Below are 12940 nucleotides of genomic sequence, written 5' to 3' on the forward strand. Positions count from 1 at the left end.
AGGGTTGCCGTCGCTCCGACACGGGTCACACGGCCGCTCATTGCTTCAATCCGGTCTTGGCATTGGCAAATGCGCGCAGTGTCTTTGCATCGCGGTAGCCGTGCAGCACCGCACCGTCGCGCGCTCTGACGATCACCGGGGTTCCGGCAAAGCCGTTGGCCTGTGCAAAGGCTTCGTTGGCATCGAGCGCAGCTGCTTTCTTGCAGGCAGCGCGCGGTTCGAGGTGCTTGCCGGTGTAGGCGGCATGGAGCGCCCCGACCGGATCGGCGGCGCACAGCACCGCCTCGGACATGCGGCGGCTCGATGCGCCGAAGATCGAGATCGGCCGCTCCTCGACAAGGACGCCTGCCTTCTCGAGTTCGCCGGTGAGCCGCTTGCAGTAGCCGCACTGGAAATCCGAGAAGACAACCAGCTTCGGCCCCTTGGGATTGCCCCACAGGATCGCGCCTACTGCGGGCAAGACTTTGAGATCGACATGCGTCGCGGCCCGCCTGTCGCGGGGTTCTGCAACGTCGTGCCGACCGGCAGTGTCCTCGCCGGCAGCGCGGGCTGCGCCGGCGGCGAGCAGGTCGGGATTGAGTTCAAGCAGGCGCGCGGCGGTTACGTCGCGCCGCTCCTCCATGTCGTAGAGCCGCCCGACGAAGAGGTAGCGTGCCGCTTCGTCGATGTAGAACAGCGTCTCTCCCGAGACGACCTCGCACCACGGCGCGAATGTCTTGCAATCGAGCGCGTCGATCGGTGTCTTGGGCAGACGAAGCTTGAGCGCTTCAACCACATTCTGCGTGATCGCGGCCTGCGCCGGCATGGCGGTCACTACCGCGACACCGCTTGTAAGGAGGGCTGCTGCGCTGGCGGCGGCGAGCGATATGTGCGCGGCGCGCGCCTTGAGGCCGGGCCGCTGGTTCGAGTAGTTCATTGGGGTGTGCTCCTGACATGGACGCCGTCGAGAAAGACGATCTCGACTGCGATGCCGGTCGGCATCTCGACGACGGGTTGGTACTGTTCTGCGCGTTCGATGAGGTATTTGCTGACCGTGTCGGCGGCTTCGCCCGCGCCCTGGCCGAGGCCGCCTGCGAGAATGTCGGTCGGCGAGAGCGCGTCGCGCCTGCCGTCGCTGCCGACAGGCTGCGCAAAGATGCCGTTGGCATTGGCCGAGAAGCCGCGTCCGAACCCGCCGACGATCCCGGCGAGCAGCGCCTGGCTGACGAGGCTGCCTTCGCGGCTGACGACATTGCCGCGAACGCCCGACTTGCCGGCAAAGGCGATGAACCCCTTGACCTCGCTCACCGCAAAGCGTCCGCCCGGTTGCGCACAGGTCATGCGCACAAGCTTGACGTAAACCTTCTCGGCCGAGAGATCGCCGCGCGCCGCGCCGTTGACGAGGCAGCCGGTGAGATCGGTGGTGAGAAGCTTGTTGCCCTGCAGCACCGAGCGCGCCGGACCGGTGATACGCAGCACCACGGGCAGCGGATCGCTCTGGCTGGTAACGCCCGTCGAGGCGTCGACCCCGACGATCACGGTGGCAGGTGCATAGCTGTTGGGCGGCAGGTAATCGCGGCTTGCCTCGAGCAGCAGCGTCGGCGCGCTTTCGATTGCCTTGGTCTTGGCGGCGCCCGGCTTGTCGGATGAGAAACTCAGCAGGCTTGCCTTGGGTTCGCTGGGTGGCTCGAGCGCTCCGGGAGGGAAGCCCGGAGCCCGCGGATCGGCTGAGGGAACCGGCGTAACTGGGGGATTGGCGCGCACCGTCTCGAGTTCCGAGCGCAAGGCGGCGTTCTCGGCCGAGATCGCATCGATCGCCGCCTGACCGTCGTTGATCATCCGCGCGTTCTCGCCCCGCAGCGTTTCGAGCTCCTGCTCGATCGAAGCCCTGGGAAGCTGGGTCTCCTGCAGGTCCTTGATCGCCTTGCCCTGCGCATCGAGGCGGTTGCCGTAAGTGGCGACGAATTCGCGCTGCGAGAGATTGCGATTGACCAGCGCGCCGGTCTCGATCGTGGTTGCGCCCGCGCCGTCGGCGCTCGCTTCATCCTCGCCGCCGAAGATGAACATCGAACCGGCGATGAGCGCCACGCCGCCGATCCCGGCAAGCAGCAGCTTCTGGCGCTGCGCGACCGTGCGGTTGAGATCGCGCCGGGCTTCGCCGCGCGTCTCGTCCTTGGGCGCTGCCGCGGGCGTATAGCTTGTGTCGGGATCGGCCATTATTCGAGCCCTCCCTTGGTAAAGACAAGGAAGGCTTGCGTGCTCTCGCCGGGCTCGAGGCTGTCTCGGCCATAGGCAAAGGCCAGCGCCCCGGCCGGCGCCTCGCGCTCACCGGCAAGGTCGACGGGCGCCGAGCCAAGATTGCGTAGAGTAAAGGCTTGGCCGATCAGTTCGGCGCCTTCGTATTCCGCGACCTGCTGCACTTCGAGGCTGTCGGTGTGGCGTGGTCGCGAAAGTTCGGCACGGGCGCGGAAGCCCGGCAGGACCCCATCGCTGGCCATCGCTTCGATCAGCCGGATCGCGGCCTCGTCGCGCGTCACTGCTGCGCCTTCCCATTCACTCGCCTGGGATTTGGCGAGCGCGGGATTGGTGACGAAGAGCTGGCTCGCTTCCTCGCCTTCGACGCGGCAGGTGAACTTGTAGACATAGCCCGCGCTGCTCGTCGCGAAGAAGCTGACCCTTGCGCTCGCATATTGCAGCGGCACCGAGACATAGATGTCGCCGCGCACCGGCTCGTGGGTCACCTCGAAATCGTTGTAGGGAAAACCGCTCGCCATCTTCGAGACATTGGCGAAACCGTCCTCGATGAGGGCGATACGGGTCAGCGCGCCGCGTGCGAGCACGCAGTCGATCGCGGCGCCATCAGCGGCCTCGACGAACTGGTCGGCATGTGCCGGTGAAGCGTAGGCGGCCGTGGCGATTGCCAGTGCAACGCTGGTCAGCGCGGCGGGGAAGGGGCGGGATAGGAGTGTCATGGGTTCTCCTCCTCGTTTTCGGTTGGGAGCTGGCGGAAGCCGGTGAGGCCGAGACTGAGGCCGCGGCGGTTCCAGCTGAATTCGAAGCTGCGCTCTTGGCTTGCGATCACCTGCGCACCGACGAAGGTCTTGAGCGTGCCGGTGACGACAGCGGTGAGCGCCTGCGCGTCGACCTCCATCCGCGAGATGACGAAGGCCTGGCTGATGTCCGAACCGCGCTGCTCGTCGACGATCTTGACGAGCTCGGCCTTGAGGCTCCCGTGCGCTGACGGATCTGCCACCTTGAGGACCTGTTCCATCCAGTAGTCGAGGCTCTCGGGTGCGCGATTGAGCAGCATGAGCGCGGTGTCGCGGGTTACGAGTTCGAGGTAGTGCGCATCGGTACCGCCGCTCCCGAGCGTCAGGCGCTCGGTCGTGACAGGCACCAAAATGACGCTTTCCTCGCGCGTCGCCGCCGCGCCGACCGCCAGCAGGCTGGTAAGGCCCAGCACGGCTGACAGCGCGGCGAAGCGGTTGCGCTGTTTGAGGTGACGCTGCGCTTCCTCATAGGCGAATTCGTGTTTCACTTGGGTCCTCCCTCAGCCTGCGAGCAGGCGGCAGTGGGAGGGCGGCGTGGCTTTCAGCCCGAGGAAGCTCCCCGGCAGATACCAATAGGCAGCATGGACCAGTTTCGACCCTGCGCCTGATGCCTTCGCCTTTCGAAGGGCGAACCAGGTCATGACCGATAGGCCGGTGCCGATGATGATGTGCTGCGAAAGGATGCCCCACGCGAAGGGGACGAGCAGTCCCGCAAACTCGTCGATGGTCCAGAAGCCGATGAGCTCCGGGTCGTCGAGCCGCCGTGGAACGAGGTATCTGTCGGCCATGCCGCCCTCCCGTCGTTAGACCGCGATCAAATGGTTGCGGTCACGACCGAGGTGACGATCGGCACGCCTGTGCCGACGCCAATTCCGACACCGACCGGGACCGCGACCTGCCCAAGGGCGAAGCGGCCCGAGGCGAGCGCGATCAAACCGCCGGCAAGGCTGAGGACGGTGATGATCTTGCCGCCCGAACCTTCGAGGAAGTCAGTGAACTTCTGCAGCGCCGGATCAAAGGTCGTGTCGGCACCGGCATAGGCGGCACCGGCGCAGGCGAGCGCAATCGCGGCCGGAAGAATATAGTCGCGGGCACGAATGCCTTTAACGGATGGGCGGGGAAGGGTGATTGCATTGTTCATCGAGGAACTCCGTTTCGAACATTGGCAGCGATGCGTTCGCTGTATGTTCTTTCCTCGATTGGAAGGCAGGGTGTAGGAAAACGGAAACTGCCGCACGCGGCATTCCGACCAAGAGAAATCGTCGATTCTGGGCAATCTGACCAGGCTTTGCGCGACCGGTGCAGACATTGCGGCCAAGAATACCGATCATTGCGCCACCCATACCGAAGTCTGAGATCGAGGGACCGGAATCTGCGCGAATCAAATCGTGTGACGATGAGCCAGTTTCCTACGTGTTCCTTATTTGTTCTTTTTCCTTTCCTACAGTTTGACGCGTCGCCTAGCCTGTTGGTGATTCGCTGAAGATCACCGGAAGCAGGAACAATGGCGCGAAACACAAACGACAAATGGGAAGAACTATCGCGAGGAGTCGCCGCTTTCCTCGACCATGCCGTGGACGAAAGTGGCAAGTCCCGGCGGACGATTGCCGCACAAACGAATATCAACAAGGACGCGCTCCGACGCATCCTCGCCGGGACAAGGTCAGCCACACTGCCAGAGGCGCTGGCCATCCTTGACGCGAGCGGACACGCGCCGCGCACCTCCCTGATGCTGGCACTCGCGGGGTACTCGCAGCGTAGCAAGGATTGGCAGAATAGCGGCGTGCTGGAATTTCTTGAAACCTTCATAAGCGAGTTGCCGTCTGCTTTGGATCAAGCGCTGGGCGAAAGGCTGCTCGATGTGAGACCGCGCTGGGCAAAGGGGACCGCGCACCGCACCGCCGGTCTCCTGTCGGATCACCTCGCGCAACTGGAGCGGCAGGATGAACAAAGCTTCGCTCTCTGAAATGACGACTGGTCTCGAAACGGACGCGGAAGCCGTTCCTGTCGAGCCACCGCCAGACCGGCTCATTCGTCTTCCCGAGGTCATGGCGCGCGTGGGCCTGCGCCGAACGGCAATCTATCAGCGGATGCGCGAAGGCCGTTTTCCAAAGTCGCGTTCGCTCGGTCCCCGTTGCACGGTTTGGGTCGAAGCCGAGATCGATGACTGGATCGGTTCTGTTGTCGAACGCACCGACGAGATATGTCAGAACACGCCCCGAATTTCGAGATGATCATGGTTTGCGTCCCGTCACCGCTCGAATAAACGCGCGCTGTCCCGCTAGCCGGAAAGCACTTCGATTATCCGGCATTCGCCAACCGCTCCGTGCTGGCAGTCGTCGACCATATGGCGCAGTTCGGTTCGCAGTTTTCGCAAGTCACCAAGCTTCCGATCCACTTCGCGTAGGTGGAGGCTGGCAATAGAGTCCACGGCTTCGCACGATTGCGATGGATCATCCGACAAAGAAAGCAATTGGCGCACCTCCGCCATGGTGAAGCCAAGGTCGCGTGCGCGGCGGATAAACCGCAATCTGGCCAATTCGGTCGGGCCATAGTCCCGGTAGTTTCCGGCGGTGCGTGGTGGTTCCTCCAGCAATCCGGTCCGTTCGTAGTAGCGGATCGTTTCGGCGGTCGTGCCGGTCTTCCGCGCCAAGGCACCAATCTTCATGGGTTTCTCGCAATGCTTGACCTTGTAGCCACTACAAGGTGCATAAGACGATTCGAAGATGCAAGCAGAACGGTAAAATTGGTGGTGGCAAGCAATATGACTCGCTCTGGCCAAGTCACTCGCCCTAGCGTAGCCAGCACCTGCCAGCGAAGACGGAGGCAGGACCAGCGTGAAGCCTTCCATTGCAGCGCAGCGCTGGTCCTGCCTTAGCGGAACCGTCTTAGTCACAAACCAAGGACCCATCGCTTTGCGATGGGCCCCCTCAGTCACCCAATTATTTGGGCTCCGGTTTCACCTGTGCCGTCGAAGTAATGCCAGTAGATCACGTTGATGGCGCTAGCCGACCTCAAGCGTACCACTCAATGATGGGGGAATCTCTCAAGCGGTCGCGTCCATCGAGCATACCTCGCGCTGGCACGAACGATGCGATATCCTGCCGCATCAACATTAATGCTTGATCGATATCTGGCAGTGTCGCTAAAGTACGTCCCGAATTAAAGTACATGCTACGTTGCTGAGCAGGCGGAGCTATGAGCGAATCCTCCGGTGGCATAGTCGTCATATTGCTCTGCAGTTCGCTGCTGGCAATGGTTTGCCAAGCCATATTAAAGAGGTCCTGCGAGGTCCAAACAGATCCATTGTCAAAGCGGACTTCTTCGATCTCGTATTCATTCGAATAACCCGCGCTCGCTATCGTGATCTGATCGCTTGTACCATCTATCGAGAGAACAATATCATCGCCGTAGTTGGCGGTGGTGACGATGATATCTCCGGGTGCAATGCCGACACCGAATTCGATGGCGTCGACATAGGATGCTTCATAATAGGCAGTGTAGTCGGAGATTATGTCCTGCCCATCACCGATATCAAATTTATAGATATCGTTCCCTGATCCGCCTTCGAGAATATCGTTCCCAAGCCCCCCGACGAGGACATCATCGCCATCGCGGCCAATGATCACATCGTCACCGGCATATCCCCAAATGGTGTCGGCCACGGGACTGCCATACAATGTGTCGGCCCCAGCCGTCGCTGTTTGTGCGAGCGCCAGAAGATCAGCATTGTTCCAAGTGGTGCCGTTGTCGAAGTGAATGGCTTCGATATGATAGTCTGACGATATCAGCGTGTCATCGAGAATGACCTTGTCCGAAGTTCCGGCAATCGAGAGCGTGAGCCGGCTACCGTTACCTGCCATGGCGACAGTTACATCCTGAGGAAGAATTCCCGGACCGAATTCGACGATGTCGAATCCGCGTGAAGTGCCGGAATACTGCGAGTAATCCTGGATCCAATCCGTTCCGCCGCCGAGTTCAAAGCGATAAATATCGTCTCCCCCACCGCCAGTAAGGTAGTCGGTCCCAGCCTCGCCATTCAAAATATCATTGCCGCCCAGCCCATCGATCCAGTCATTGCCGGCACCACCAAAAATCGTGTCAGATCCCGACGTGCCATACAGGTCGTCACTTCCGCTGGTGGGCGTCTGGAGTATCTGCGCCAGATTGAGCACAGTTCCGCCATCGAAGTGAAACTCTTCAATGAAGCCGTCGTGGCCGAGTGCGCTGTTTAATGTGAGCGTCTTCCCCGTGCTCGCAATCTCAATCAAGATGTCACCATTATCCACGCTAACGGAAACGTCCGCAGGCAAGATAGTTGCGGCAAATATCAGGTAATCTGCGCCCCCATAGTCGGTGATAAGGAAGTCGGACTCACCGCTAAAGGTGTAAGCATCGTCGCCGCTGTCGTCGACGATGTAACCGCCGCCAGCGCCAATCTGATAGCTGTCATTGCCAGCTGTATCCCTGGCAATATTGTAACCGAGCGTCATGATATAGCTATCGTCGCCCGCACCGCCTTCAAGCTGATCGTCGCCGTCTGCGCCATCCAAATGGTCGTCGCCCAGCCCGCCGCGGAGTGTGTTATCCAATGCATTGCCGACGCCAATGAAATGCGTGCTCCCTGCATATTCCAGGACCTCCACACCTGAAGCCAGAGAATAGTTGGCCAGCGTTGTCATGACGGTGTCCATGCCGCCGTCTACATTCTCAAATATAGTATCGCCATAGGCATCGACGAAGTAGAGATCATCGCCATTTCCGCCCGACATCGAATCATCCCCGGCACCGCCATCGAGCCGATCATTTCCGTCACCGGTTACTAGTGTGTCATTCCCATCATTACCGAACAGATCATTGTCGCCGTTTCCACCATTAAGGACATCGTCGCCTTCACGTCCGTAAAATACGTCGTTACCCGAACCGCCGACATATGCGTCGGCCCCAACCGTACCTATCGGAATGGCTGACACCATTATTTGAGCATTTAGAAAACTCAATTCTTCAATGTTCTCGAGCACATCAATGTTGGCTTCGAACCCGTTGAATGCCGACCATCGCTCTTCTACAACGAGCGAGCCAGATAGGCCGTAATAGATTCTAAAGTCGTCTGAAGAACCGTCGAAATGCGCAACATCATAACCCGAACCGCCATCCAGATAGTCGCCTCCGTCGCCGCCAGTCAGATGATCGTTGCCTTCTCCGCCATTCAGGAAGTCAGCTCCGACACCGCCAAATAGCGTGTCATTTCCAAGCCCGCCATTGAGGTGGTCATTTCTGACAGTGCCGTAAAGAATGTCATCTTCGCTAGTGCCGGCTCCAATCTGGCGATTGGCCAACTCGGCAGCGAACTGCTCAGGCGTATAAGAGGTGCTATCGGATATCGAGTGGATTTCGTCAAAATCGCTTAGTACTGTTTGCCCGATAAGACCCCATCGGTCCTCGATAACAAGCTGACCGTTTGCGAAACTTGCTGTGAGCGCATCCATATCCCATGTGACGATAAGGCGGTCGTGCCCGTCTCCGCCGGCGAACGAGTGCTGGCCGGGCGCAAGCAGGATATCTTGATCGACCGTCATCGGCGCTACGGTCGAAACGCTATTCTCAGTCGGCGGATCGACAGGGAAATCGCCTCCCTCTTCGTCGACGCCGCCTGGTTGAGTTATCGCTATATGAATTTCTTCATCGTCTGCGGTGGCAATCAGAATGTCTAGGCCGGGGTATCCCCATCCATATGCAATCTCTGATGATGGGGGCACATCATATGCTGTGCCCTCCCTTTCCATAGAAGTCGTATCGGCGGACCAGAGGCCGGTAATTCCACTTACTACAATGGATCCGCCATCTGAGAAACTAAACGTTAGATCGCCTTTGACTTCCCAGTATGGCGTGAAATCCCGGTTTGGCAGATTCTCTGCGACTATGCGTTGATCTGTAACGCTGAATGCAGCTGAAATTTGTTCGGATGTGTAATTCGAGAAGTCGAATGATAGAGCTGCTTGATATATGTTTCCATGCTCAATGTTCGGATCAGCATTGAGAAAATTCGATACATACCGAAGATTACTGGAGCTCTCTAATTCAATAACATCATGACCATCGCCAGCCTCATAAGTATACATAATCCATGCACTATTTATGTCTACTTTTATCAGATCGTCCCCCTTGCCAGGAGTTAGATCTATTATGGGACTATATATGTCATCCAAAGGTCGGCCAAATGGACTGGCTTCGTAAAACTCTATTCCGGTGTCATCGAAGGCGCCATTTATGACAATTACATCGTCGCCATCCTCTCCTTTTATAGTGGGCACCTGATCGTTGTTATCCCACCCAAAATAATCAATCTTTGCAATAAGGAAATCTGCTGCATTACTACCTGTAATAGAGTCCGCTCCGCCGCCTCCAAAGATCACTGCACTTGCAGTCGTACCTTCTACACTGATGCTATCATTGCCTTCACCGCCGTTGATGACTTTTTCATGATTGCTTCCATCAAATATCTCATCATCGAAATCAGTTCCGACAATTTCCGTGTTAAAATTAATAAGATCAATTGCTCCTCCCGATTCTGTATTATAAATTTGACTTGTTCCACTGCCATCGTTGAGACGGATGCCAATACCGTGACTGAGTTGCTTTCCATCGATAATTTCTCGAATGAATGAGTTGCTCGTCCCACCTTCGTTCATTGCCTCGATCGTAAGTTGGACATCCCCCAGAGTGCCTTTCAGCTTGAACCAGGTCGTGTCGGCATCTACTTTGATATGCTCGACGTTTGATAAGCTGTCGTCTTGATAACTACCAAAGACCCGCAAATCTCCATTTGGATTTGCGCTATCAAGCCAGATGTTTGTCGTTCCAAGGCCCGAATATATCGCCTCATCATGACCTGCGCCGCCATCGACGGTGTTGTTTCCGCCTCCGGCAAAGAACCAGTCATTGCCGTCTCCGCCCGAGAGTTCATCGTTGTCATCACCGCCAACGAATGCATCATCCCCCGCAGCGCCATGTATGACATCCTGCCCGCCTGCCCCTATCAGTATTGCTGGACTATCCTCTTCATCTAATTGAACGGCATCATCACCATCCGTTCCCACCATAAGCAGCCTGCGGCCCTGCTGGGTGTTCGGCGCTTTAAAGAACGTGCCTTCACTCAAGCTAAGAGATATGCCGTCGATATCGTCAAACGCGGAGGCTGTTTGACTTTGATATCCTGCCAAAACCCATGCTTCGAGTTGTGCGAGAACGAATTCCCCGTCACCAGAAGAAATAGCGGAAGCGACGGCTTTCTCGATGATGGACTCAGCCAGACCTTCGCTGGACAAAATTTCATGTGGGGCGGGCAATATTGAATTAAGCGACCATGTCGGATCGGTAAGGTCAATCGTCAGCGACGACCCAGAACCATCTTCACTGAATGTCAGGATACCATTCGATGATTCCGACCAGGACGTTGCCGCCTCGCCAGTGCGGAGCACCTTGTTGAAGGCTAGCAGGCCCGCGAATTCAGCGACGAGTTTGCCAATATCATCGAGAATATCATCATCAACGAATGCGGGAAGATTTTCCAAGGCCGCTCCAAGATCGTCAGCATCGCCAAACAGGGATCGTATCGCGCTATCGCCGAACGGCCTGGCAGCTATGCTATTTGCCCCTTCGTTGATCAACGAGTAAGCGATCATGCTTGCCATCTGATCGCCGGGATTAGCGAGGCCCGTACCAGTTACGTCTTCGGTGGACTGTATTAGCCCTATCGCTGTGCCAATATCGTCATCAAGAAGGCCCGGTGCGATATGTTTTATGGAAACTTGCCACTCTGTCCCGCCACTTTCTTCCGGACCCCATTGATATTGACCGAACATCAACGTGGTCAGGAGGGCTTGACTATGAAGGTCTTGGATGCCCAACCCTATATCGAAATTCGGAACGGGAATATTTGGAACCTGCGATTCTAAATCGGCAGTTTGCGCGCCTGCTATGATACCGTAGGCGGCCAAGGGGGCGGCAAGAGTTGGAATATTTGAGAGCACTGCCAAAAGGCTGCCAGCTGTTGCGCCCAAAATCACTTCAGCATCGCCCGACCGGAGCAGTTCATTCACTTCACCGTCTAGGTGATATGCTTGCCCTTCCAAGAGTGTCGGCTGCAAAAGGTTCAAGTTATCAATGAACGTATCGACGAATGTGAAATAGGCTGAGCCCAAGGCTCCTTGATCGCCTTCTGGGAGAAGCTGTATAAGATCCGGTATGGAAATCTCCGCGCCGAACTCGGTGGTGGCGGCGACGATTGCCCGATCCAGAGCGGTGCTGAATGCCTGCGCCGCCGCAGCTTTCAGAAACGGCATGTGATCAAACACAACGAATTCGCCTTGTCCGAGTGCACTGACAAATCCCGCCAATCCGCCCCCCAGCGAGTGCCCTGTGGTGACGATTGGCTTGCCCGTAATGCTCGACACAGAGTTGCCGTCCGAAATCGAGCGGCCTTTCACCGCCTCGTAGAATTCGATCGCTAACCCGCATGATCCGGTTCGGTGAAACCGCCGCCGATGGCCCAACCTCGCCAGAGGTCCGAGGCTGGGTTAAAAATCTCAATATTGTCAGTCCCACGATAGGAAATGATTGTCTCGCCGTTCAAGCTATATGTGACGGCATAGAATCCTGCGTTCTGCGCAACACCAGAGGGCAACGCTGTGAGCGCATCTCCCTCAATTGTCGCCTGCCCAAGTCGTGATGAATCGGTAGTCGGAACAAAGACCGCTGCGTCATATCCACGATTATACGCGTCAAGTGCCAACAACGATAGAAACACATCCCTGTTCATTCGATTGTCCCCGTTTGACCAGAATGTAAGCCAATGATCTTTCTTCGCGCTTCGATTGGAATTTGCCCCCATCCGGGGTTCTCCATGACTGATGGGTCGCTCAGCCACCTCAATCGCTGCTCAATCCCGGTTGTCACCGGATCGTCGGTCATCTCCACGGTAATCCGCCGCAGCGTGATGCCTTCGCCGAATGTCTCTGCCAGATTGTCTGGATCGACCTCCTCCACGCTCGTCGGATCGGAAAGATCGCCGAACGTCACCAGCATTGGCCAGATCGAACGTCTGTAATGACCACTGCCCACATGGCGCGGCAATTCGCCTCGCGCGCGTTGTTCCTCCATATGCCGGGCGTTGCGAATGCCTGCGTACTCGCCCTTGAAGCCGGGGTTCGCCTCTATTTGGAACGGCCACAATTTGGCCGCGTCGATGTCATCCTTGCTGCGCAGGAGCGCGAATAGCAATTGGCCATCAGGCATCTCGACCGTCACCGCCTCTCCACGCATCTTCAGTCGCACGCCGCTCGCTTCCGGCAAGGTCAGCGCGCCGTCGCCGGTCTGCGACATGCTGACCTCGATCACGCTCGATCCGCGGCGCAGGCCCTGTGGAGTGTCGACCTCGATCGTCAGCCGATAGCGGAAGGTTTCATGTTGATAGCCGCACCCGGCAAGCGCGAAAATTGTCGTCAATACCGTAATCAACACCGCCAGCCATCGCCCTATTACCGCCAAGGCGAGAAATGGTGCTGCAATGGCGCGGAGAGTGGGGCGGGTCTGGTACCAGCCTCGTAGATTCGACCAACCCATATAACGCTCTCCTCTTGCGTTAGCCGGAAAAATCTCTGCAAAACTGAGATCGGTCAAGCCATATGTTTTCTTTTCTTGAAATATCACCCATTCGTTTTGAAATTAACTATATAGTTTAAAAATTTTATCGTCATAAATTTGCAATCATGCGAACTAATATAGTTTGTTTCTGCCAATCGACGGCGCTAATGCCTAGCGAATGGTCACTTCTACAAAATCACCGAAGTGGATGTGTCCGCAGCGTAACCTATTGAGCACAAAAAGCTTTTATTGTTGAGGTCGCTGTG

At 57.3% G+C, this 12940-nt stretch carries 12 protein-coding genes; 2 read left to right on the forward strand and 10 right to left on the reverse strand.

All coding sequences use genetic code 11. From position 1 onward, the window contains the following. Positions 1 to 37 precede the first annotated feature (37 nt). The 6 genes from LOZ74_RS05600 to LOZ74_RS05625 are packed head-to-tail and all read right to left on the reverse strand — an operon-like array spanning position 38 to position 4170. Positions 38 to 916, reverse strand: coding sequence for a DsbC family protein (locus LOZ74_RS05600; RefSeq protein ID WP_011413829.1), 879 nt, complete (start codon positions 914 to 916; stop codon positions 38 to 40). Continuing rightward, complete coding sequence (locus tag LOZ74_RS05605; protein ID WP_230293239.1) at positions 913 to 2196, reverse strand: TraB/VirB10 family protein; 1284 nt, start codon at positions 2194 to 2196, stop codon at positions 913 to 915. The genes LOZ74_RS05600 and LOZ74_RS05605 overlap by 4 nt, the downstream gene beginning before the upstream one ends. Beyond that, positions 2196 to 2951, reverse strand: a complete 756-nt coding sequence (locus tag LOZ74_RS05610; protein WP_230293240.1) for a type-F conjugative transfer system secretin TraK — start codon at positions 2949 to 2951, stop codon at positions 2196 to 2198. The genes LOZ74_RS05605 and LOZ74_RS05610 overlap by 1 nt, the downstream gene beginning before the upstream one ends. Beyond that, complete coding sequence (locus tag LOZ74_RS05615; protein ID WP_010412621.1) at positions 2948 to 3517, reverse strand: type IV conjugative transfer system protein TraE; 570 nt, start codon at positions 3515 to 3517, stop codon at positions 2948 to 2950. Before LOZ74_RS05615 ends, LOZ74_RS05610 begins: the two co-directional genes overlap by 4 nt. Positions 3518 to 3529: 12 nt before the next feature. Further along, on the reverse strand, positions 3530 to 3817 hold the full coding sequence (gene traL / locus LOZ74_RS05620; RefSeq protein WP_010412623.1) for a type IV conjugative transfer system protein TraL: 288 nt from the start codon (positions 3815 to 3817) through the stop codon (positions 3530 to 3532). A gap of 26 nt (positions 3818 to 3843) precedes the next feature. After that, on the reverse strand, positions 3844 to 4170 hold the full coding sequence (locus tag LOZ74_RS05625) for a hypothetical protein (protein WP_173214078.1): 327 nt from the start codon (positions 4168 to 4170) through the stop codon (positions 3844 to 3846). A gap of 363 nt (positions 4171 to 4533) precedes the next feature. Here LOZ74_RS05625 and LOZ74_RS05630 point away from each other — a divergent pair, with 363 nt between their 5' ends. Next, entirely contained in the window at positions 4534 to 4995 is a 462-nt protein-coding gene (locus LOZ74_RS05630; RefSeq protein WP_221572381.1) for a hypothetical protein, read from the forward strand. Between the two features lies 1 nt (position 4996). Next, positions 4997 to 5263, forward strand: a complete 267-nt coding sequence (locus LOZ74_RS05635; protein ID WP_137678726.1) for an AlpA family transcriptional regulator — start codon at positions 4997 to 4999, stop codon at positions 5261 to 5263. A 47-nt stretch (positions 5264 to 5310) separates the two neighbouring features. On the opposite strand, the gene LOZ74_RS05640 is transcribed toward LOZ74_RS05635, so the two are convergent. The 4 genes from LOZ74_RS05640 to LOZ74_RS05655 all read right to left on the reverse strand — a co-directional run bounded on the left by LOZ74_RS05640 (position 5311) and on the right by LOZ74_RS05655 (position 12710). Further along, complete coding sequence (locus tag LOZ74_RS05640; protein WP_010412642.1) at positions 5311 to 5697, reverse strand: helix-turn-helix domain-containing protein; 387 nt, start codon at positions 5695 to 5697, stop codon at positions 5311 to 5313. Positions 5698 to 6043: 346 nt separating this feature from the next. Continuing rightward, positions 6044 to 11485: a calcium-binding protein gene (locus LOZ74_RS18255; RefSeq protein WP_304505969.1), complete on the reverse strand. Its 5442-nt coding sequence runs from the start codon at positions 11483 to 11485 to the stop codon at positions 6044 to 6046. A gap of 53 nt (positions 11486 to 11538) precedes the next feature. Continuing rightward, positions 11539 to 11850 carry a hypothetical protein gene (locus tag LOZ74_RS05650; protein ID WP_230293241.1) on the reverse strand — a complete coding sequence of 104 codons (312 nt, stop codon included), beginning with the start codon at positions 11848 to 11850 and terminating at the stop codon, positions 11539 to 11541. Beyond that, a complete protein-coding gene (locus tag LOZ74_RS05655; protein ID WP_230293242.1) occupies positions 11847 to 12710 on the reverse strand; it encodes a hypothetical protein in 864 nt (287 codons plus the stop codon). Before LOZ74_RS05655 ends, LOZ74_RS05650 begins: the two co-directional genes overlap by 4 nt. Between the last annotated feature and the right edge of the window lie 230 nt (positions 12711 to 12940).

It is taken from the genome of Croceicoccus sp. Ery5, from assembly GCF_020985325.1.
Lineage (GTDB): Bacteria > Pseudomonadota > Alphaproteobacteria > Sphingomonadales > Sphingomonadaceae > Croceicoccus.

Excerpts from the sequence above, each read along its gene's own strand:
- LOZ74_RS05625 (WP_173214078.1), bottom strand. The coding sequence starts at position 4,170 with ATGAACAATGCAATCACCCTTCCCCGCCCATCCGTTAAAGGCATTCGT.
- LOZ74_RS05635 (WP_137678726.1), top strand. The coding sequence starts at position 4,997 with ATGACGACTGGTCTCGAAACGGACGCGGAAGCCGTTCCTGTCGAGCCA.
- LOZ74_RS05600 (WP_011413829.1), bottom strand. The coding sequence starts at position 916 with ATGAACTACTCGAACCAGCGGCCCGGCCTCAAGGCGCGCGCCGCGCAC.
- traL (WP_010412623.1), bottom strand. The coding sequence starts at position 3,817 with ATGGCCGACAGATACCTCGTTCCACGGCGGCTCGACGACCCGGAGCTC.
- LOZ74_RS05610 (WP_230293240.1), bottom strand. The coding sequence starts at position 2,951 with ATGACACTCCTATCCCGCCCCTTCCCCGCCGCGCTGACCAGCGTTGCA.
- LOZ74_RS05605 (WP_230293239.1), bottom strand. The coding sequence starts at position 2,196 with ATGGCCGATCCCGACACAAGCTATACGCCCGCGGCAGCGCCCAAGGAC.
- LOZ74_RS05640 (WP_010412642.1), bottom strand. The coding sequence starts at position 5,697 with ATGAAGATTGGTGCCTTGGCGCGGAAGACCGGCACGACCGCCGAAACG.
- LOZ74_RS05630 (WP_221572381.1), top strand. The coding sequence starts at position 4,534 with ATGGCGCGAAACACAAACGACAAATGGGAAGAACTATCGCGAGGAGTC.
- LOZ74_RS05650 (WP_230293241.1), bottom strand. The coding sequence starts at position 11,850 with ATGAACAGGGATGTGTTTCTATCGTTGTTGGCACTTGACGCGTATAAT.